This is a genomic window from Geobacter sp. DSM 9736 (assembly GCF_900187405.1).
In the GTDB taxonomy this organism is placed as follows: domain Bacteria; phylum Desulfobacterota; class Desulfuromonadia; order Geobacterales; family Geobacteraceae; genus DSM-9736.
This window is the reverse complement of record NZ_LT896716.1, coordinates 2,600,878-2,620,699: the sequence shown is the minus strand read 5'-3', so window position 1 is coordinate 2,620,699 and position 19,822 is coordinate 2,600,878. Positions and strand designations below refer to the sequence as shown.

At 57.1% G+C, this 19,822-nt stretch carries 18 protein-coding genes and 1 pseudogene; 14 read left to right on the top strand and 5 right to left on the bottom strand.

Annotation, left to right across the window (positions count from 1 at the left end; all coding sequences use genetic code 11):
* Window positions 1–186: 186 nt before the first annotated feature.
* The 3 genes from CFB04_RS11900 to CFB04_RS11890 all read left to right on the top strand — a co-directional run bounded on the left by CFB04_RS11900 (window position 187) and on the right by CFB04_RS11890 (window position 4,249).
* On the top strand, window positions 187–774 hold the full coding sequence (locus CFB04_RS11900; RefSeq protein WP_088535478.1) for a DsbA family protein: 588 nt from the start codon (window positions 187–189) through the stop codon (window positions 772–774).
* A 49-nt stretch (window positions 775–823) separates the two neighbouring features.
* Window positions 824–1,555, top strand: a complete 732-nt coding sequence (locus CFB04_RS11895) for a YqjF family protein (protein WP_157698787.1) — start codon at window positions 824–826, stop codon at window positions 1,553–1,555.
* 474 nt (window positions 1,556–2,029) lie between these two features.
* Window positions 2,030–4,249, top strand: coding sequence for an aldehyde ferredoxin oxidoreductase C-terminal domain-containing protein (locus CFB04_RS11890; protein ID WP_088535476.1), 2,220 nt, complete (start codon window positions 2,030–2,032; stop codon window positions 4,247–4,249).
* Window positions 4,250–4,852: 603 nt separating this feature from the next.
* Here CFB04_RS11890 and CFB04_RS11885 read toward each other — a convergent pair.
* Window positions 4,853–5,065, bottom strand: a complete 213-nt coding sequence (locus CFB04_RS11885; RefSeq protein ID WP_088535475.1) for a hypothetical protein — start codon at window positions 5,063–5,065, stop codon at window positions 4,853–4,855.
* Window positions 5,066–5,178: 113 nt separating this feature from the next.
* The gene (locus CFB04_RS11880) at window positions 5,179–5,985 is read right to left on the bottom strand and encodes an AraC family transcriptional regulator (RefSeq protein WP_088535474.1); all 807 of its coding nucleotides are present in this window, start codon (window positions 5,983–5,985) and stop codon (window positions 5,179–5,181) included.
* 155 nt (window positions 5,986–6,140) lie between these two features.
* Between CFB04_RS11880 and CFB04_RS11875 the strand changes: the two genes are divergently transcribed.
* From CFB04_RS11875 to CFB04_RS11840, 8 genes are all read left to right on the top strand, one after another.
* Window positions 6,141–6,593, top strand: a complete 453-nt coding sequence (locus tag CFB04_RS11875) for a Fur family transcriptional regulator (RefSeq protein WP_088535473.1) — start codon at window positions 6,141–6,143, stop codon at window positions 6,591–6,593.
* The gene (locus CFB04_RS11870; protein ID WP_088535472.1) at window positions 6,590–7,540 is read left to right on the top strand and encodes a metal ABC transporter solute-binding protein, Zn/Mn family; all 951 of its coding nucleotides are present in this window, start codon (window positions 6,590–6,592) and stop codon (window positions 7,538–7,540) included. The genes CFB04_RS11875 and CFB04_RS11870 overlap by 4 nt, the downstream gene beginning before the upstream one ends.
* The gene (locus CFB04_RS11865) at window positions 7,531–8,283 is read left to right on the top strand and encodes a metal ABC transporter ATP-binding protein (protein ID WP_088535471.1); all 753 of its coding nucleotides are present in this window, start codon (window positions 7,531–7,533) and stop codon (window positions 8,281–8,283) included. The genes CFB04_RS11870 and CFB04_RS11865 overlap by 10 nt, the downstream gene beginning before the upstream one ends.
* Before the next feature lie 518 nt (window positions 8,284–8,801).
* Window positions 8,802–9,623 carry a metal ABC transporter permease gene (locus tag CFB04_RS11860; RefSeq protein WP_088535470.1) on the top strand — a complete coding sequence of 274 codons (822 nt, stop codon included), beginning with the start codon at window positions 8,802–8,804 and terminating at the stop codon, window positions 9,621–9,623.
* Between the two features lie 175 nt (window positions 9,624–9,798).
* Window positions 9,799–11,946 carry a PAS domain S-box protein gene (locus tag CFB04_RS11855; RefSeq protein ID WP_172825490.1) on the top strand — a complete coding sequence of 716 codons (2,148 nt, stop codon included), beginning with the start codon at window positions 9,799–9,801 and terminating at the stop codon, window positions 11,944–11,946.
* A 212-nt stretch (window positions 11,947–12,158) separates the two neighbouring features.
* Window positions 12,159–13,037, top strand: a complete 879-nt coding sequence (locus tag CFB04_RS11850; RefSeq protein WP_088535468.1) for a hypothetical protein — start codon at window positions 12,159–12,161, stop codon at window positions 13,035–13,037.
* A 195-nt stretch (window positions 13,038–13,232) separates the two neighbouring features.
* Window positions 13,233–14,183 carry a hypothetical protein gene (locus CFB04_RS11845; protein WP_088535467.1) on the top strand — a complete coding sequence of 317 codons (951 nt, stop codon included), beginning with the start codon at window positions 13,233–13,235 and terminating at the stop codon, window positions 14,181–14,183.
* An 88-nt stretch (window positions 14,184–14,271) separates the two neighbouring features.
* Entirely contained in the window at window positions 14,272–14,886 is a 615-nt protein-coding gene (locus CFB04_RS11840; protein WP_088535466.1) for a hypothetical protein, read from the top strand.
* Window positions 14,887–15,227: 341 nt separating this feature from the next.
* On the opposite strand, the pseudogene istB reads toward CFB04_RS11840, so the two are convergent.
* A pseudogene (gene istB / locus CFB04_RS11830) lies at window positions 15,228–15,818 on the bottom strand (IS21-like element helper ATPase IstB); the annotation flags it as partial.
* 76 nt (window positions 15,819–15,894) lie between these two features.
* On the opposite strand from istB, the gene CFB04_RS11825 reads away from it, so the two are divergent.
* Complete coding sequence (locus CFB04_RS11825) at window positions 15,895–16,872, top strand: transposase (RefSeq protein WP_088535464.1); 978 nt, start codon at window positions 15,895–15,897, stop codon at window positions 16,870–16,872.
* Between the two features lie 99 nt (window positions 16,873–16,971).
* Window positions 16,972–17,373: a hypothetical protein gene (locus CFB04_RS11820; RefSeq protein WP_157698785.1), complete on the top strand. Its 402-nt coding sequence runs from the start codon at window positions 16,972–16,974 to the stop codon at window positions 17,371–17,373.
* On the opposite strand, the gene CFB04_RS11815 is transcribed toward CFB04_RS11820, so the two are convergent.
* On the bottom strand, window positions 17,368–17,778 hold the full coding sequence (locus CFB04_RS11815) for a PIN domain-containing protein (RefSeq protein ID WP_088535462.1): 411 nt from the start codon (window positions 17,776–17,778) through the stop codon (window positions 17,368–17,370). The genes CFB04_RS11820 and CFB04_RS11815 overlap by 6 nt on opposite strands.
* On the bottom strand, window positions 17,778–17,975 hold the full coding sequence (locus CFB04_RS11810) for a type II toxin-antitoxin system VapB family antitoxin (protein WP_088535461.1): 198 nt from the start codon (window positions 17,973–17,975) through the stop codon (window positions 17,778–17,780). The genes CFB04_RS11815 and CFB04_RS11810 overlap by 1 nt, the downstream gene beginning before the upstream one ends.
* Before the next feature lie 162 nt (window positions 17,976–18,137).
* Here CFB04_RS11810 and CFB04_RS11805 point away from each other — a divergent pair, with 162 nt between their 5' ends.
* Window positions 18,138–19,784 (top strand): putative manganese-dependent inorganic diphosphatase, encoded by a 1,647-nt coding sequence (locus CFB04_RS11805; RefSeq protein WP_088535460.1) that lies wholly within the window; start codon window positions 18,138–18,140, stop codon window positions 19,782–19,784.
* The last annotated feature ends 38 nt before the right edge of the window (window positions 19,785–19,822 follow it).

Genomic DNA, 19,822 nt, shown 5'->3' with positions numbered 1-19,822 from the left:
GGATCGTTCCTCCTGAAATGGCGGCTGAGGTACCGGCGGCCGGGACAGAGGGAGTATAGCGGATGTCGTTCCGGGGAGCAAAAGAAGATCTTCATAATAGAGGGCCAAGGTTCCGGATTCCCTGGGGCTGCCCGTCTGGAATTAGTCACGGTTGCCGCTATACTTATCTTCATAAAGGAGGATGTCATGAACGGATCGCAAACACTTGAAGTTTTCTCCGATTACGTCTGCCCCTTCTGCTGGCTGGCCGAGCCGGCCCTCGAAGAGCTCCAGCGCGCCGAACCGCAGTTGCGCATAGAATGGCGCGCCTTCGAACTTCGGCCGCACACGGTGCCCACCCTGGACCCCAACGATTCCTATCTGGTCCGGATCTGGGAGGAAATGGTCTATCCGATGGCCGAGAAGCTCGGCGTCACCATGCACCTTCCCCCTGTGCAGCCCCGGTCCCGGGTGGCCCATCAGGCGGCCCTCCATGCCAAGGCAGTCGGACGTTTTCCCGAGTATCACCGGGAGATCTTCCGGGCATTTTTCGAGCGCGGAGAAGACATCGGGCAGCCGGATGTTCTGGTAGCCCTTGCCGAGAAACTGGGCATGGACGGGCAGCGCCTCCGTCAGGTGCTCGTTTCGGGGGAGATGACCGACGGCGTGATGGCAGACCACTGGCTCGCCGAGCGCAACGGGATCAACGTCGTCCCAGCCTTCCTGGTGGATCGGAAGCGGCTTGCGACGGGTCTGCAGCCGACCGGCGCATTGATCGACCTGGTCAAGGGGTAACAGGCCTGCGCAGAGGGGGTGGTATACCATTCAAACCATGAACGAGCTCTTGCCACATGCATCAGACCGGCTCTCGGTCCGCCGGCCCGGGAAGCGGTTGCCTCTCGCTACCCAGAGCTGGGAAAACGTCCTCTTCCTGCACTGGAAAGTTCCGCCGCGGGAACTGGCCAAGCTTCTGCCGGGCCCCCTTGCGCTCGACCTCCATGAGGGTGAGGCGTGGGTCGGACTCGTCCTTCTGACGGTGCTGAACGTTTCTCCGGTCCTGGGCGTTCCGCTTCCCTGGTTGAGCGATTTTCATCAGGCAAACCTGCGGACGTACGTTCATCTTGACGGCGTGCCCGGCATCTGGTTTTTCTCCACCGATTCCGACAGCGCACTGGCAGTTTCCGGCCTGAGGAAGTTCTTTCATCTTCCCTACTACAAGGCAACCTGCCACCAGTCCCGCGACGGCCGCCGCCTCCGCTTCGAATCGCATCGCCGCGACCCGTCCGGGGCGGATGTCTCAGTGGTGTGGCACCCCACCGACCACATCGGGCAGCCGATTGCGGGAACCACCGAATTTTTCCTTCTCGAACGTTACTACCACTACGCCGCGGATGGGGGAAAGCTTTACCGGGGAAAGATATTTCACCACCCGTGGGACGTGCATCGCGCTCACATCACCAGGTTCCAGTCAACCATCGTGCAGGCGCAGAGCCTTCCGGCGCCGGCGGGCATGCCTATGGCGCATTATGCTTCACGGATGGAAAATGTACGGGTGTGGCCCATGGAGGAGGTCTAGTCCTGTTCGCGACGCCATATTCGCGCCCTTCCGCCGCCGGCTCCTCCTCCTGCTCCTCGACGTAGCGCTGTTTATGCCCCAGAGGGTACTACGCCTGCGGACCATCGTTCGTCACCGACGATGAAATCACCGCGAATCTTGCGCACCGCTAATACAGACGCGAAGCACGTGGCCCCCGCCTTAGCAGCCAGAATGGAGCGCGTTCGTTTCCCCCAAGTGCTCCTTGACCCTTCTTGCATCCGTGTGATATGGTGCGTCGCCGGATTTTACGGCCGTTTTTAGCGTGTTGAAAAACCCAGGTTGTTCAAAAATAGCCAGATCGTCGCACCCGCAGAAAGCCCCACGGAGGCGTAGTAGCGCTACGCCGCACAAGGGAGCTTTCGAGGACGGCGGCGAGATGACTGTTTTTCAACAACCTTCTAGTGCGAGCGCACGGGCGGCGGAGCCGCCGGATGCAGGAAGGAACAGGGTAACATGAACTATGAGAAGACGCCGCTTACGCGCGGCTATGCCAACAGGATACTTGCCATCGACGTCGGCAGCGGCGAAATGAGAGCGGAAATGCTGGACCCCCAGGTGCGGGACTACTTCATCGGCGGCCGCGGCCTTGGCCTCTACCTCCTCCATCGGGCGATCACCCCTGAGACTTCCCCCCGCGACTCGGGTAACCCCCTCATTCTCGCCAACGGCCCCCTTGGCGGAATCCCGCAATTTCCCGGGACTGCAAAAGCGATGGCCGTTTCCCTCTCCCCCCTCACCGGCATCCCCGGCGTCTCCAATTTCGGCGGGTACTTCGGCGCCTTCCTGAAATATGCCGGTTTCGACGCCCTCCAGGTCACGGGAAAAGCCGACAGGGACGTGATGATCGTCATCGACGGACTGAAGGGTAACGTGTACATCACCGACGCTCCTGCCGATGACGAGGCCTTCGACCTCGAGCGGGATATCGCGGGCAGGTTCGTCTCCGAAGGGTGCGACAAACGCCATATTGCCTTCATGACCACCGGCGTTGGGGCCGCCAACACCACATACGGCTGTATCAACAGCCACTACTTCGATGTGACGAAGCCGGTAAACGGCGGGAAGGGGCTCTTCCGCACGAAGCAGGCGGGGAGGACCGGCATCGGCAGCGTCATGCGGGACAAGCGGATCGGCGCCATCGTCGTCCTCGCTGACTACCCCCACGGCGACAATCCCTACGGCGCGGCCGACTGGGAAAAGGTGAAGGGCTCGGGAGCGCGGCTCCACAAGGTGGTTAAGGAGGTTGACCCCCAGTCCCTCAAGATGTACCGGAAGGGGAGCGCCGGGCTCATCACCTTCATGAGCAAGGAGGAGTATCAGTCGCTTCCCGTCAACAACTACCAGGGGGGCTCCGACCCGCGTGCCGTGCAGATCTGCGGCAAGTACTACGCCGAGCACCTATTCGAGCACCGGGGAATGGACGGCTGCTTTCCCGGCTGCAACCTCCAGTGCACCAAGGGGGGGTGGGTGACCCTCGTTTCCGGAGCCCACAAGGGGCAGAAGGTATGGGTGGACGGCCCGGAGTACGAGACCGCCGCCGGCTTCGGCTCCAACCTCGGCATCTGGAGCGCCGAGTTCGTGATGGAAGCAAACTGGCACTGCGACAACTATGGCATCGACACCATCTCCACCTGCGTGATCATGTCTTTCCTCATGGAGTGCTTTCAGCGGGGCTACCTGGTGAAGGAGGATGCGGAGGGGCTTGAGCTAGTGTGGGGGGACGAGGAGGCGGCGCTGACCTTCCTCCACCAGCTTGCCCACGGTGAGACCGAGCTTGCCAGGATAGCGGGGGGCGGAATGCAGCCGCTGGTCGGCTGGATCGCCGGGCGCTGCCGGTTGCGTACCGGTAGCGACGTGACCCCCGAGCTGGAAATCTTTGCCATGCAGACGAAAGGGCTTCCCTTCTCCCTCTACCGGACCCATCGTTCCCTCTCGATGCAGGGCTCTTACGCCGCAGCCAGCGACATCGGCGCTCACCATGCCGCTGCGTGGCTCATCAAGGCAGACCTGCTCGGCGCCTTCCCCTCTTTCCAGGAGAAGGCCCGCGCCCTCATGACCTATCCCCGCGTGCGACTCGGCAACGACAACCTGGGGCTCTGCAAGCTTCCGTGGGTCGATGTCTTCAACCCCGACTCGGCCACCCGCACCGGCACCGACATACATATCAATCCAGCCTCCCAGGAGATCTATGCCGACTTCTACAACGGAATGCTCGGCACCGACCTCACGTGGGAGGAGATCTTCGCCCGCACCGACCGGGACATCAACCTCCAGCGGGTGATGAACGTCATGCGCTACGGTTCCGCGACACGAAGCCACGACTGGATTCCCGACCGGGCCATCGGCCCGACGGAGGATTCCCTCTATGAAACGGAGCGGGGGTACAACGACACCGAGCTGGCAGAAGCCCTCGGCAGGGATGTCTCGGGAATGCTTACTTCCGAAAAGCGTCGCCTCCTGATGGAGCACCGGAAGAATGAGCTCCGCAAGCTCATCCAGGTCTACTATGAGGAACGCGGGTGGAATGAGGAGGGGATTCCGCGCATCGAGACCCTGCAGGAACTCGGTTTGTGGGATTTTCTGACGGAGGAGACGAAGGGGAGGCTGATGGAGCTGCTGCGTGCGGGTTCCAAGGCTTCCTGTGGGGCGGGGTGTTGTTCTACAGCGTGCTGATCTCCTTGTGATTTAAACGTTGCTGGCAGAGGCAAAAGAGATTTCTCTTTTGCCTTTGTTTTTTGGTTTTACAGCTTCAGATCCTTCGACAGAACCGGGGCTTTGCCCCGTACCCCACGTACTTTCTTTGGCTAGGCTCCAAAGAAAGTACGCAAAGAAAGATCCGCCCCGGAACATTCCGTCCCTTCGGGATGCCCTCCCTCGTCAGCCGGGCGGGGGATTCTGCAAAGTCGCTACGCTCCTGGGCAGCCTCCCCCTTCCCGCCCGGCTTCCTCACTCGGCGGAATGTAATGGGGAGGCCGCGGAACGCGGCCTAAAGGCTGCTTTAGTTTTTGAATCAGTTTTCCCCTTCGGCATGGCCGAGTGAGAACATCGGCGGCGGGTTTTCGACGATCTCCTGAGCGAAGCGAATCTGATCGTCGCGGCCGTCGGTGCTCGCAGCGAGGGAACCGCGTAAGCGGCCAGGTCGCAGGGTGCCCTTTTCTTTGCTTCATTTCTTTTGGGCAAGCAAAAGAAATGAAGTGGGGGCCGGGGGGCGACGCCCCCTTCTTGACTAATGAATCTCTGCATACCGGCAAAGTAAGAACGTATTCCTCCCCTCCCTCATACCTCGCACTGCGGAAAGCGCTGCACCGACCTCACCGGATCTAACACCACCACATCAGGATTCGCATGCTTTCGTTTGAACCGTGAAGTTTCTCCACACACCTCTCCTCCTGCCATCACCCAGGCTGAAGCTTTCGGCAGAGGCAGCGGTTGTTCTTCGATTTCCCACGCAGTCAGTTCGAGCACGTTCTTCCGGCTATTGTGGTTCATGCGGGAACCTCCATGAATGGTATGTCGTTCAACTTCACTGACGGTTTAGTGTAGCAGGAAGAGGGGATGGAAACTCGGCGCGTGTTGCTGGATAGTATGCAAATAATGCTGCGTTACGTATGAAGGGTTCTGTCACTGGTCCCGGCGCGGTACCCGTAGCCTGCCGTCCGGGCACGGTACGCTCCGGGGGTGCACTTGACGGAGCGCTTGAACTGCCTGATGAAGTGGCTCAAGTCATTATAACCCACCTCCATGCAGATGAGTGAAACCGGTTTTCCCCGGCGAAGCAGTTCCTTCGCACGCTCGATTCGCAGGCGGGAGACGAGCGTCATTGGGGTAACCCCGATGCTTTTCTTGAAGACCCGGCAGAAATGGTACCTGCTCATTCCGGCCGCATCCGCCAGCATGTCGATGTTTAGTGGTTCTGCCAGCTTCTTCTCCATGAGCTGTATTGCCCGCAGCAGGCTCGGGGGTATGTCCGGCTGCATGTCCGGGTTTTGATGTGCAGCTCCATATCCTGCGGCGGTGGGCTCGCGCCTCTCCCGGCTTGAGCGCTTGATGCGCAGCAGCTCTTCGACAGTCTCCTTCAGCCGGAAAAGCCCCACCGGCTTCTCTAAAAAATGACGCGCTCCCAGTCGATACGCCGCGACTGCGGTTTCATCTCCTCCTCCTTCAGCAGGTTCCGCTATCAGGATTACGGGCACGTCGGTTCGTTCGCGTTTGCTCTGTGTGAGCAGGTCCAGGCCCTTGGCCGTGTTGTCGCCGCAGTCGATCAGCATCAGGTCCGGGTCGGGGAGGTGCAGGAAAGAGAAGGGACGGGAGAGCGGGTGAAACTCCACCCGTTCCTCCCAGAGGGGAAGTGCGCGGTAGAAGCTTTCTTCATCTTCATCGGCGATGACAATCAGCGGTTTCTGCGCCATATGCCCTCCAATGAAACCTTGGGCAATTCTAACACAGGTTCCGTGCTTGAGAAGCGGCCGGCGTCACTTTAATAGCCGTGCTTGAGTGGATCGTTCTTGACATCGAGCGTTTTAACGCTATTTTAAAGAGAAATCATTTTCATTTGTGGGATGCCATGAAAACCTTGCACAATCGCGCGCTCAAGGACCTTCGCCTGAAGAGCACGCCCAAACGGCTCGCCATCCTCGACCTGCTGGCACAGGAGACAGTCTACGTCAGTCCCGAAGATATCTGGCACAAGCTCAAAGGGGAGTTCAGCCGGATCGGTCTGCCTACGGTGTACCGTAATCTGGAGGAACTGGCAGGCGGGGGAGTGATAAGCAAAGTTATCCACCCGAACCGCCAGCTCTACTATTACTTCTGCCCCCGGCAGGAGCACCACCACCACTTTATCTGCCTTTCGTGCCGAAGGGTGGAGGACGTGGACTTCTGCGGCATGGATGAGATAGAGCGGCAGGTGAGCGAGGAGATTGGGGGACGTGTGCTTTCCCATATCGTGCAGGTGAACGGCCTGTGCCGGGATTGCGCCGTGGACGCGGCCGCTGCACGAAGCGGGGAGGGTATATGAGGCGAGGGGGACTGAACGCGCTATATCTTATGCTGGTGGTTGCGATAGCTCTTCTTTCCGCGTGCAGCAGGGGTGAGGAGAAGGCACGGGGGGGGGAGCTCCAGGTGGTGGCAACCCTGTTCCCCATCTATGATTTCGCCCGCCAGGTGGGGGGGGATAAGGTCGAGGTGCGGCTCCTGCTTCCGCCGGGAATGGAAGCTCACAGCTTCGAGCCCCGGCCGGAGGACATCCTCCGGATGAATCGGGCGGACCTCTTTCTGTACACAAACAAATACATGGAGCCTTGGGGCGCCAAGCTCCTCGCCGGCATCTCCAACAAACGGCTCCTGGTGGTCGAGGCGGGGGCGGGGGCGAGCCTTCTGCCGGCGGGGGACGCGGAGCCCGGGGAAGGGCACGCGGGGCACGGCCACGGTGAGGGGATGGACCCGCACATCTGGCTCGATGTGGACAACGCCCGCAAGATGGTGGACAACATAGCTGACGGCTTTGCCCGCCAGGACCCGGCGAACAGGGAGGTCTATCTCCGTAACGCCGCCGCCTACAAGGCAAAGCTTGCGGCGCTCGACGAGAGATTCCGTTCCCGGCTCTCGAACTGCAGCACCCGAATGTTCATGCATGGCGGACACTTTGCGTTTGGCTACCTGGCAAAACGGTACGGCCTCACCTATTTCTCCGCCTACGCCATTTCCGCCAATGCCGAACCTTCACCGAAGAAGGTGATGGAACTGGTGAACCGGATCAGGGAGCACAACCTGCGCGCGATATTCTACGAGGAGCTCATATCTCCCGCCATGGCGGAGACAATCTCGCGGGAGACAGGGGCGGAGCTGGTGAAGGTCCACGGCATCCACAACGTGAGCAGGGACGAGATGGACCGTGGGGTCACCTATCTCTCCCTTATGGAGCAGAACCTGGAGAGCCTGGCGAAGGGGCTGCAATGCAGGTAGATCTGCTGGCAGTGAAAAACCTTTCCTTCAGCTACAACACGCTTCAGGTGCTGAGGGATGTCTCCTTCAGCGTACGTGCGGGGGATTACCTCGGCATCGTCGGCCCCAACGGCTCCGGAAAGAGCACCCTCGTGCGGACCCTCCTCGGGCTCTCGTCGCTTCAGCAGGGGAGCGTCGAGCTTTTCGGCACAGAGCTTTCCGAGTTCCGTGAATGGCGACGGGTAGGCTACCTTCCCCAGCGCCTTCATTCCATGAACCAGAACTTTCCGGCGACGGTGGAGGAGATCGTGAGCCTCGGCCTTCTCGCCTCCAAACGGTTTCCGAAACGCAGAGCGCGGGAAGACGTCGCCGCCATCGACCGTACCCTGGCCCACATGGGTATAGGCCATATCAAGAGGAGGCTCTTCGGGGATCTCTCCGGGGGGCAGCAGCAACGGGTGCTCCTGGGGCGAGCGCTTGTGAGCGAGCCGGACCTCCTCATCCTCGACGAGCCGACAACTGCTCTTGACCCCGAGACCAGGGAGAATTTCTTCCAGCTCCTCAAGCACATAAACCGGGACCACAACACCACCGTGGTGCTGGTCACCCACGATACCTGGAGCATCGGCAGTTACGCCAACAGGTTCCTCTACATCGACAAGCGGGTGATCTTCGACGGCTCCTTCGACGAGTTCTGCCGGTCCGAAGAGATGACGGCGTTTTTTGGGGAGTATGCGCAGCATATGATCTGCCACCGGCATTAAGGCTAGCGGTTGTTTCAGGGGCGGCGCCACATTCGCGCCCTTCCGCCGCCGGCTCCTCCTCAGGCTCCTCGACGTAGCGCTGCTACGCCTGCGGGCCGTCGGTCGTCGCCGACGACGGAATCATCGCGAATCTGGCGCCGCAGGCGACGTTTGCGCCCTTCTGCTGCCGGCTCCTCCTCAGGCTCCTCGACGTAGCGCTGCTACGCCTGCGGGCCGTCGGTCGTCGCCGACGACGGAATTATCGCGAATCTGGCGCCGCAGGCGACGTTTGCGCCCTTCCGCTGCCGGCTCCTCCTCAGGCTCCTCGACGTAGCGCTGCTACGCCTGCGGGCCATCGGTCGTCGCCGGCGACGGAATCATCGCGAATCTGACCCGCCAAACACTCTTGCGTGCAGCGGGGCCTGGTTGATTATCCGCGGGGCTTTCTGCGGGTGCGACGATCTGGCTGTTTTTGAACAACCTCATTTTTGGCTGCTTTTCAAAAAGCTGCTACGAGCAGAGGCGCAGAAAGTTTTGTCATGGATATAAACGAAATACTCAGCTACGGGTTCATGCAGCGCGCTCTTGTTACGGGGGTGCTGATCGCTGTTCTCTGCGCGATTCTCGGGGTCTTCCTCGTTCTTCGCCGGTTCTCGCTGATCGGGGACGGCCTCGCCCATGTCACCTTCGGCAGTGTGGCGCTGGCGCTCCTGCTGCGCATATCCCCGGGGTATGTTACGGTGGCCGCCATTCCCCTCGTGCTCCTCTCCTCCCTCGGAATCCTCAAACTCAGCGAAAAGGCCCGCGTCTTCGGCGACGCCGCCATCGGCATCGTCTCCTCCCTCGGCATCGCCCTGGGCGTGCTCCTGGCGAGCGTGGCAGGCGGATTCAACGTCGATCTCTTCAGCTACCTGTTCGGCAACATCCTCTCCATCAGCGAAACCGAGATGGTGATCGCCGCAGTACTTTTCACCGTCGTCATCGTTACCGTCGCCCTCTTCTTCAACGACCTCTTCGCCATCACCTTCGACGAGGAGCTGGCCCGAAGCAGCGGCATAAGGGCCGACAGAATCAATGCCGTTCTGGTCCTGATGACGGCCCTTACCGTCGTGCTGGCCATGAAGGTTGTGGGGATCATGCTGATCTCCGCCCTCCTCATACTTCCTGCTGTCACCGCGCTTCAGGTCGCACGCGGCTTCACCACTACCATCCTCACTGCCGCCGCTGCTGCGGTCTGCTCAGTCGTCCTCGGCATTTTCGCATCCTTTGCGTTGAACCTCCCCTCCGGCGGCACCATCGTGATGGTCAGCCTGCTCCTGTTCGCACTGGCCTTCATCATCAAGAAATTCCGCAGGACGTAGGGAGGCGCTCTTGGCAGATGTCATTGCATCCGGCGTTTCCTTGCCGCCATGAGGGCTTGCCCGGCCGGGGCTTCACTGGAAATTTGTCGAGGGCTTGTTACTCTCTCTGTATCCGAATAGCTGTATCCATTCCGGGATGTTTCCCGCTCCCCGATCCTTTCAAATGGTGGCGCGTATGAGTGACGATAGCAGGCGAGAAGAGGAGCTGCTTGCGGAACTGGATGAGCTCCGTAGCCGGCTGGAGGCGGCGGAGGCACGCTTGCAGGTCTCCAGGCGCGAGGGTGCTGCGGAAATTTCGCAATCTGCTGCCGCTGAGGAGCTTGCGCGGTCCATTCTGGACCAGGCGGGGGAAGCGATCATCGTATGCGATGAACGCTTCGGCATCGTCCGGGCCAGCAGGATGGCTCAGCAGCTATCTGCCGGAGCTGTTTACGGCAGGTCCTTCGAAGAAAGCTTTCCGCTGCTGGAGACCGCCACCGGAGAGAAGCTGTCGCTACAATCGTGCCATGAGTCGAGCCGGAAGAATGTGGAGGTGCAACTGCCGGAGAAGGAGGGTAAGGTCCGCCACTTCCTCCTCAATGTGGCCCCTTTGACGGCGTCGCATGGCGGCACACTCGGCTGCATCGTGACGTTGACCGACATCAGCAACCAGAAAGAGGCGGAAGAGGCGCTACGCAAAAGCGAGCAGCGTTTCCGGTCCCTTTTCGAGAATTCGTTGGACGGCGTACTGCTTACAGTTGACGATGGATCCATCCTCGCCGCCAATCCGGCGGCATGCGCCATGTTCGGGATGTCCGTAGAGGAGCTGTGCCGTGCCGGTGGACGGGGTATCATCGACGAGAACGACCCCTCCGTCGTCGCTGCGCTGGAGGAGAGATCCCGCACCGGGAAGCTCAGGACCGAGTTCACCGTCAGGCGGAAGGACGGCACCCGGTTTCCGGTCGATGCCATGTCGGTGGTGGTAGGGGGAGAGATGCCTTTTTCTTTCGTGATCTTCCGGGACATCACCGAACGCAGGCAGGTGGAAAACGAACTCCGGAGAGCGAAGGAAGAGCTGGAGCAGAAGGTCGCGGAACGGACGGTGGAGCTCACAGACGCCCTGGGGCATCTCGGGGACGAGATGGCCGCGCGGCTGGAGGCCATGGAAGCCCTCCAGGAAAAGGAGCGGATGCTCGTTCATCAGGGGCGTCAGGCCGCAATGGGTGAGATGATCGGCAATATCGCGCACCAGTGGCGCCAGCCGCTGAACGTCCTCGCCCTGATAATCCAGGACCTGCAGCTGCGATCGGATATGGGGCAGTTCAGTAAAGGGCATTTCGACGCCTCGGCCCGAAAAGCCCTCGATACCATCCACCACCTGTCCCGCACCATCGATGATTTCAGGAATTTCTTCAGGCCCGACAAGGAGAGGGTCCGGTTCAGGGTCGCGGAGGTGCTTGCCCGCACGCTGTCTCTGCTGGAGCAGAGCTTGGGTAACCTGAGGATCGAAGTCAAAGTCGAGGTTGCCGACGATCCGGTCAGCATCGGGTACCCAAACGAATATTCCCAGGTGCTTCTCAACATTCTCCAGAATGCACGGGATGCTCTCGAAGCCAGGAGAGGGAGCACTCAAAGGGCTGTCACTATCAAGGTCTTCAAGGAAGGCTCCAAAGCCGTCATTACCGTTTCCGATAATGCGGGGGGAATTCCGGCGGAGATCATCAGCCGGGTGTTCGACCCGTACTTCACGACGAAAGGGCCCGACAAGGGCACGGGGCTGGGGCTGTTTATGTCTAAAACCATCATTGAACGGAACATGAGCGGGAAGCTGACTGTCCGCAACATTGCGGAAGGAGCCGAGTTCCGTATCGAAACCGACGAGGCCTCGGAAGCCGCCAAGGAAGCTCCTGCCACCACTTCACCGGCGGTGGAGTCAACCGGCGAGCCGGCGTCTGAGGGCGAAAAACCCCTCCGGTTCCTGGTGGCCGAAGACGACAGAATAGCGGCCATTCTCCTGCGGCAGCTCCTGGAACTTCGCGGTATTGGGATGGACCTGGCGCAGACCGGAGCGGAGGCGGTGGAACTGTGGGAGAAGGGGGAGTACGACCTGATCATGATGGACATACAGATGCCGCGAATGGACGGCCTGACGGCGACCCGTCTGATACGGGAGAAAGAGCTGCAGACCGGTGAGCATATCCCGATTATTGCCATGACCGCGGGCGGATTCCCCGAGGATGAGGAAAAAGCCCTCGCAGCCGGCATGGACGCGTATTTCGTGAAACCCCTGGACCTGGACAAGGACATGGAAATGATCCGGAAGCTGCTGAACAGCTCCGATTAGCACACGATCACTCGCCGCTACTGCATCCGACGACTCTTTAGTTCTCCCGTACATCCCTCACTTCTGCCTATCCCCGTCGCGCCTCTTCCTCCAGTTTCTTTTAATGTTCTTACGTGCTATAAGACCCCATTCGTAATGAGATGCCTGTGCACGCAGAGGGCGTATGTATGAACCCTTTCCGGCATCCTGTGTACGCGCTGTAAGGAGGATGAATGACTACACCTCTTCACATAACGAGCGGGGACATCGCGGGAGGAAGCCTCTCAAAAAGCGGCCTGCCCGGAGAAGTGTTCATCTGGCACGACATCCTGTACGAGGGGCCGAGAAATCCGGGATGGCCGGATGACGGGACACTGTCGGCGCGGGCGCGGTTTCTCGCAGACTTCACCGCCGGGGGGCTGAGCCGGGAGCATGCGCTGGAGACGCTGAGAGCGCAGTATTCCAGGCTGCGGGAAGCAGCGGCGCATGACATCATTCTCTGGTTCGACGCGTGCCTCTTCGACCAGTCGATGCTCTGCCACATTCTGGCGTGCCTGAAGCACCTGGGGAATGCCGATGCATCCCTCATCTGCGTCGATGCCTTCCCCGGCATCGACCCGTTCCACGGCCTCGGGCAGCTCTCTCCCGACCAGTTCGCATCCCTCTATAACCGGTGCGAGCCGGTGACCTTGGACCAGTTTGAGTTCGCCCAGCGCGTTGATCGGGCCTTCGCGTTGCAGGACCAGGATGCGTTTGCCGAGTTTGCAGCCTGCGCGGATGCTCCGTTGCCGTGGGTTCCCGCTGCGGTGAGCAGGTGGATGAAGGAGCAGCCGGATTCGGCTACAGGGCTGGGCCTTCTTCAACGGCTGGCGCTGGAGGCGGTGCGCTCAGGTTGTGAGGCTCCTGCTGAGATATTTAAGTACGTTTCCGCGCATGATGAGCCGCCGCAGTACTGGGGGGACATCACGCTGTGGGGGAAGATCAATGCTCTGGCGGATCGGGGGCTGGTAAGGATTGAGGGGCCAAAGGAGCGGCTGCCGCAGTGGAAGGGCGGGGCGGAGCTGGGGTTGTTTCGGGTGAGTGAGGTGGAGTGGCAGCTTCGACGGTGTTAGGGCCGGGAGTCGGGGGCGGTAGAGGCGGACTGAGGTTTATATTAATATAAACATTTAAGGTTTATAGATATAGAAACTTGTTTATAAATGTAGAAACAAGTTTCTATATCTATAAGCCTGGCTATAACTGCTCAATTACGAGTTGTACCAACAAATCAAAATATTAAGAAGAACGGCAAGAGAGGGGGCAACTAGATGAAAGTCTGTACATTTTTGATGCTTGGGCTCTGGCTTTTGTATTCAGCATCAGTCGCGGTAGCTAAAGGCGACTACGAAAGCCTTATGATAAAAGGCGAAATTGAGGCAGCAAAAAATGAACTAAGAACATTGTACAAGGCGCACGAAATCACCTCCGATGAGCTTAATCCTATACTTGACTTCATGGCCATAGGTGTTTTGCAAAGTATGGCAAAGTTCGATACGTTATGTGAAAAATATCTGACAACAAGAGATAAAGAAATTTATGTGGAAGCAAAAAACGAATTATCTAAAATTAATAAAATCATAAAAGGTAATAAAAGAATTATTCAAAACGGCAAGAAATTCTTGTCCAAAGACTTCATTGTGGCGTTCAATGACAAAATATCCACTGCAAATCAAAAATTATCTGAGGCTACAGAGATATACAGGGCTGAGGTGCAAAGAGAAAAAGAAGAGAGACAAAAGCTTGAGATAGAAAACAAGCTTAAAAAAGAGAAGCTTGAAAGGCTTGCTGAGTTGGAGAGACTGAGACAACAAAAAGCAGAAAAGGCATACAGAGAGGCCAATGATTGGGCGGAACAGAACCCTGAATATTTAAAGCCGGAGCTAAGTTGTGAGGTTTGTCAGGCTATGGTGGACAAGAAAGAGAATGAAGAAGCAATTAAAAAGGAAAAACAATACTCGGCTAAATATGGAGTTGTCAATTTAAGTAGAATAGAAGATCTGAAGATCAACATAATACGATGCGATGACATTATCAAAGAAAAAACTTCCGAATACAAAAAGCTGACAGGCGTTAGGTTTAACTTTTCAATGTGTAAGCAATTTCATGGTAATTGCGACGAGACCCTTGAAAAGACTAAAAATAAGCTCGTCGAAAAATACTTAGCCGAACATCAGTCCGAGGCTTCCAATGCTTCAGTTGATACTGAGCCGCCAAAGTAGGGCGAAGTGAGAGTGTACAACCAAGTGCAGCAGCAGTCTCCGCTTCGCTCCGCTGCTGTGCTCACCCCCGTTAAATGGAGAAGGAATAATGAGATTCAAAGTTCTAACAATAATCTCAATGCTAGTTTGTTCGGGGTGTGCTTACCCAGTACAAAAGTCATTTATTAAACCAAACGTTGCCGCTACATCCCAGTATTCTATTGTTCAAATGACATCAAGCCTTATCGGTTACTCTCCCGCACCAAAAGACGAAGTAATTATCGAAAAAGACGCAATTAAGCTCACTTTACATGCATTTGCTGATAGGAGTAATTCAGTCAAAATCCATTTGAGTATCGATCCTTACGAAAAATCTGTTAATTGCACCTTGAATGCTATCTTCATAGAAACCCTGAACCCCGTCAATCGCCTCTCTCCAAGTAAGATAATTTGTTGGCATCACGGCCCACATTTAAATGACAATTACATGGAGGAGATTTCTGGTCATGTTGTTGTTCCTCAAGTTAAACGACCAGACCATATTGGTGTTACTGAAAATAGATACATTCTAGAGTATTCAATTGGCTCACTTCAAAACAAAAACAATCTGAATTTTGTAATACCTGAGATTGTATTGACAACGCCGGAAGAGAAAATAATTTTTGGCCCCATATCCTTCGAGGAGTCAACAGAAAAGGTTTGGTATTTTCCAGGGACAATGTAATTGAGCACTTAACACTCGGGTGCTGCTGTTTCCGCTGACGCTCCTCAGCAGACCCTAAAGCCGTTGGCAGAGAAAATTATCAGGAGCGAGGGCTATGGAGCAAAATTGGCAGGTGAGCCTGAAATAGGGTGAAATCCCCATCGGTGGTAAAAATGGGCATCTTGTGATGCGCCGCTATGGCGCAAATGAGGAAGTCGGTATTTGATCCCTGGATTCCCTTGCTGCGACAGAGGTTGAAGAACTCAGCCGCGTACTCAAAATCGCGGGTTGTTGTCAACGGCAGTCGAAAATTGACCCACTTTACCCAAAGATCGGTAATTGAAAATTGACCCACCTTCCGTTCAATCGTCGATCTGCGCAGCAGTTATTTGCTGGCCAAGAATCCCCGCCCGCCGCTTTTCTTTAAGGCGATAGCTGTCGCCTCTGATCTGGATGACATGGGCGTGGTGAAGTAGCCGGTCGAGCATCGCCGATGTCAGTGCTGTGTTGCCACCGAAAGCTTGCTCCCACTCGCCGAAGCTGAGGTTCGAGGTAAGGATGACAGAGCCTTCCTCGTACCGCTTTGCGATTACCTGGAAGAAGAGGTTCGCCTGCGTGTCGCTGAAAGGGAGGTATCCTATCTCGTCGATGATCAGTAGCCTCGGCCCTAGGACACTGCGGCGCAGCACCTCTTTGTATCGGCCCTGACGCTGTGCGCTTTCCAGTTGGAGCATCAGGTCAGCGGCAGAAATGAAGCGGACCTTTACGCCACACTGCGTTGCTCGATAACCCAAAGCGATTGCGAGATGAGTCTTTCCGGTGCCACTCGGCTCCAGCAGGATCACGTTCTCCTTGCGCTCCAGGAAAGCCATTGCTGCTAGATCGATGATGCGCTGTTTCGGTGCTCCAGAGGCAAACTCGAAGTCATAATCTTCCAAGGTCTTGATGGGGGGGGCGGGGGGGGGCGGGGGACGCTCTTATCTATTTTTCCAGCTTGACTTATTCTGCTGCCTAAGTTAATAACGCCTCATGCCCCGTGCACCTCGACTCGACATACCCCATCTCCTTCACCACGTTATAATTCGTGGTATAGAGCGTTGCGATATCTTCCGGGACGACGAAGATCGAGCGCGATTTATTGATCGGCTGGGTGCGTTGCTTAGAGAGACGTCGACTCAATGCTACGCATGGTCACTCATGCGGAACCACGTCCACCTCCTTCTCATGCCGACGAGTGAACCTCTTTCTGTCCTGATGAGGAGGTTGCTCACTGGTTACGCTGTCGTCTATAACCGCAAATACTCCCGCTCCGGCCACCTATTCCAGAACCGGTACAAATCCATCATTTGCGAAGAAGAACCTTACTTCCTCGAACTTGTTCGGTACATTCATCTCAATCCACTCCGCGCTGGCGCTGTCCCTTCTGTGGATGATCTTGCCGAGTATCCCTGGACGGGGCACGCGGTAGTGCTAGGAAATCGGAAATTCTTCCAGGACACAAAAGCGGTTTTGGATCGTTTCGACAAATCCAGCAAATGCGCACGGGACGGCTACCGCCAGTTCGTTATGGATGGTATACCTCTTGGTCGGCAGGACAAGTTCGTCGGTGGAGGATTGCGGCGCAGTCAGCCTGATTTTGAGAACGAAGATGAAATTGAACCCTTTGACACTCGAATTCTAGGTGGAGGGAGGTTCGTGGAGCACGTGCAGGAGCAGATATCAGATCATAGGCTGCGATCGATAAAGACTCCTTTGCCGGAACTGGTGCGCAGGGTAGCGACGAAAGTCGGTCTTGACGAGAGGGATTTGCGATGGCCATCGAAAACGAAGAGCTTATCCGAGGCACGGGGAGTGGTGTGTTATCTAGCGGTGCGTGAGTTAGGGTATAAGGGAATGGAGGTCGGAAGGCTCCTCCATCTTGGCCCTACCGGAGTAACTCTTGCAGTGCGTCGCGGCGAGCAGGCAATCCACCAAAAACCAGAGCTGATGAGCTGTATCAAGGCCTGATGCAAAAATAGATAAGAGCGTCCCCTTTACTCCGCGATAAGAGCGTCCCCTTTACTCTCGGAACTGAAAAAGAAGAATATATCGAAGAATGACAGAATCGTGATTGAAAACCTCCATTCGCAAACCTACAGTTTTTACAGGCTGTTTAGTTCAGAAGCTCACCCTGGGCTAGGTGCTGTTGTGAGGTACCTGCAGCAGAATGCCGAAGGCATAGACATAATTGACTGGGGACCAACATCAAAAGACTTGGAGATAACGTTGATCTCTGCGTGTACGATACTTTTTGACTCTCTTTCTCTAATGGGCCGAATGTTTCAAGTTGACATATCTGCCATTGAGAGGTTCCGTCCTCAGATTGATGAAGAGCATAAATTTCTTAAAACGCCAAAAGCGGAAGATGAAACTGAGTATAAACGCACAACCAGTCAGTTAGACACCGCCCGCCCTGAAAAGACTGGGCTGGCGGGTCAACTGCCGAACCGTTGGCGGAGAAAATTATAAGGAGCGAGGGTTATGGAGCAAAATTGGCAGGTGAGCCTGAAATAGGGTGAAATCCCCATCGGTGGTAAAAATGGGCATCTTGTGATGCGCCGCTATGGCACAAATGAGGAAGTCGGTATTTGATCCCTGGATTCCCTTGCTGCGACAGAGGTTGAAGAACTCAGCCGCGTACTCAAAATCGCGGGTTGTAACTTCGAGATCAGGAAATGGCCGCAGATGATTGCGTAGTTTCTGAAACTGAGAGTGGCTCTTTACGCCCGAGAGGAGTTCCTGACGTATTGGTCCGATCATCTGAACCCGGGACTCCCTGATTAACTCGGTTAGTTCAGACACCTCCTGGCCATCAGAAGGCAGATTTCGCCGCAGTGCCAATGACCATATGGATGTGTCGACAAGGACTTTCATTACTTTTGCCGCTGCTTCTTATAGTCGTAGTTCTGATCATACTCTACCGAATGAAACAGCTTAATGATTTCGGCTTGCTTGCGGCGCTGGATATATTCCGCAAGTGCTTCGTTAACCACCGCCTTTTTTGTAGCATGTTTGCCGACAATGCGGGCTTCTTCGAGCAGCTTATCATCGATAGCTAGATTAGTTGCCATGGGCACCTCCGTTACACAAACGTTTACACCTTGGAGTGTGTAAAGTCAAGCAGGGATGCGATTGGGCGGAAGGGCTGTCCGAACGGGTCAACTGCCGCGAACCTTTGAAAAGGCTGCCTACATATAGGAAGCTACCCTAATCCTGCCATTGCGAGAACATTTATGACAAAACAGATCTACGTGATCGGGCACAAAAACCCGGATACCGATTCCATTGCGTCGGCGATTGCCTATGCTGAACTCAAGAAACAGCTGGGGCAGGATGGGGTTTCCGCGGCCATGGCCGGGACACCCAATCCTCAGACCCGCTATATCCTCGAACGCCTTGGCATCGAAGCTCCCCTCTACCTGGCGGACGTCCACCCCAAGGTGCGGGACATCATCAACCGCAGGCCTGTTACCGCCAAAGCCGATATGCCGCTCAAGGACGCGCTGGAGCTCTTTCACCGCCACTCCATAAGGGTGCTGGCGGTGACGGATGACGAAGATGTGCCTCTGGGGGTCGTCTCGCTGCTGAAGCTGTCGGAAAAATACCTGGTTGCAGGCACCGATCGCAGACGTGGCGTGGACACCTCTCTCCGCTCGCTTGCCGCCTGCCTGGACGGAAGCTTTCTTGCCGGCGATCCCTCTGACGAAGTGGAGCATCTCCATCTGTTCATCGGCGCCATGAGGGAGGAGTTGTTCACGAGCCGGATCGACGGCTACGACCCTGCTTCGCTGCTGATCATGACTGGCGACCGTCCCTCCATCCACCTTGCCGCCATCGAAAAGAACGTGCGACTGCTGGTGGTCACCGGGGGGATGGCGGTCAGCTCCAACCTCCTGGAGCGGGCCGGGCAGGCCGGAGTCACCGTCATTTCCACCCCCCATGACACCGCGACAGCAACGTGGCTGGCGCGACTCTCCATGCCGCTGTCATGCTTCGTCGAGCCTCATTTCGAGAAGATCGGCGTCTCGGAGCCGGTGGAGCACCTTCGGCTCAAGCTGCTCCATTCGGGTGAGCCCGCCGTGATCGTGGTGGAAGAGGACGGCAGCATCGCCGGTGTGGCCACGAAATCTTCGCTCCTCTCCCCTGTCCCCTACTCCCTGATCCTGGTGGATCACAACGAACTTGCCCAGGCGGTGCCGGGGGCCGATGCGGTGGAGATACTGGAAGTGATCGACCACCACAAGCTGGGTAATCCCCCCACCAATCAGCCGATCACCTTCATGGTCGCGCCGGTCGGCAGTACGTGCACCGTGGTGGCCTCTTTGTACCGCGAACGGGGCGTGGAGCCGGAACAGCGAATCGCTGCACTGCTCCTGGCAGGGATTCTCTCGGACACGGTGATCCTCAAATCACCGACGACGACAGCCCGGGACCGGGAGATGACTGCATGGCTGGAGACGCGGGCGGGCCTGGATCATGCGGAATTCGGCCGGGACATCTTCTCGTCGTGCAGCGGCTTTTCCGCCTACGGGACTCCGGAAGAAGCGATCCGAGCCGACTTCAAGCACTTCAGCGCCGCCGATACCCTTTTCGGCGTCGGGCAGGTGGAGGTGGTCGGTTTTGACGAGTTCCATGATCTCAAGGATGTCCTGCGCGAGGCGCTCAAGCGGATCAGGCGGGAGCACCGCCTGCACCTGGCGGGGCTGATGGTGACGGACATCTACACGGAAAGCACCCTGTTCCTCGTCGAGGGAAAGAACGAACTGGCCCATGTCATGGGGTACCCGCAGGTGGAGCCGCAGCTTTACGAGCTTAAAGGCGTCATGTCCCGCAAGAAGCAGATGGTGCCGCACCTACTGAAGGTGCTGGGCGCATTGTGAGCGTGCCAGGCAATAAGGGGACGGGCGTCTGATCGAGA

What these genes read in the sequence shown, in the direction of transcription:
- CFB04_RS11900 (WP_088535478.1), top strand. Translation starts at nt 187, where the DNA reads ATGAACGGATCGCAAACACTTGAAGTTTTCTCCGATTACGTCTGCCCC.
- CFB04_RS11890 (WP_088535476.1), top strand. Translation starts at nt 2,030, where the DNA reads ATGAACTATGAGAAGACGCCGCTTACGCGCGGCTATGCCAACAGGATA.
- CFB04_RS11885 (WP_088535475.1), bottom strand. Translation starts at nt 5,065, where the DNA reads ATGAACCACAATAGCCGGAAGAACGTGCTCGAACTGACTGCGTGGGAA.
- CFB04_RS11880 (WP_088535474.1), bottom strand. Translation starts at nt 5,985, where the DNA reads ATGGCGCAGAAACCGCTGATTGTCATCGCCGATGAAGATGAAGAAAGC.
- CFB04_RS11875 (WP_088535473.1), top strand. Translation starts at nt 6,141, where the DNA reads ATGAAAACCTTGCACAATCGCGCGCTCAAGGACCTTCGCCTGAAGAGC.
- CFB04_RS11870 (WP_088535472.1), top strand. Translation starts at nt 6,590, where the DNA reads ATGAGGCGAGGGGGACTGAACGCGCTATATCTTATGCTGGTGGTTGCG.
- CFB04_RS11865 (WP_088535471.1), top strand. Translation starts at nt 7,531, where the DNA reads ATGCAGGTAGATCTGCTGGCAGTGAAAAACCTTTCCTTCAGCTACAAC.
- CFB04_RS11860 (WP_088535470.1), top strand. Translation starts at nt 8,802, where the DNA reads ATGGATATAAACGAAATACTCAGCTACGGGTTCATGCAGCGCGCTCTT.
- CFB04_RS11855 (WP_172825490.1), top strand. Translation starts at nt 9,799, where the DNA reads ATGAGTGACGATAGCAGGCGAGAAGAGGAGCTGCTTGCGGAACTGGAT.
- CFB04_RS11850 (WP_088535468.1), top strand. Translation starts at nt 12,159, where the DNA reads ATGACTACACCTCTTCACATAACGAGCGGGGACATCGCGGGAGGAAGC.
- CFB04_RS11845 (WP_088535467.1), top strand. Translation starts at nt 13,233, where the DNA reads ATGAAAGTCTGTACATTTTTGATGCTTGGGCTCTGGCTTTTGTATTCA.
- CFB04_RS11840 (WP_088535466.1), top strand. Translation starts at nt 14,272, where the DNA reads ATGAGATTCAAAGTTCTAACAATAATCTCAATGCTAGTTTGTTCGGGG.
- CFB04_RS11825 (WP_088535464.1), top strand. Translation starts at nt 15,895, where the DNA reads ATGCCCCGTGCACCTCGACTCGACATACCCCATCTCCTTCACCACGTT.
- CFB04_RS11815 (WP_088535462.1), bottom strand. Translation starts at nt 17,778, where the DNA reads ATGAAAGTCCTTGTCGACACATCCATATGGTCATTGGCACTGCGGCGA.
- CFB04_RS11810 (WP_088535461.1), bottom strand. Translation starts at nt 17,975, where the DNA reads ATGGCAACTAATCTAGCTATCGATGATAAGCTGCTCGAAGAAGCCCGC.
- CFB04_RS11805 (WP_088535460.1), top strand. Translation starts at nt 18,138, where the DNA reads ATGACAAAACAGATCTACGTGATCGGGCACAAAAACCCGGATACCGAT.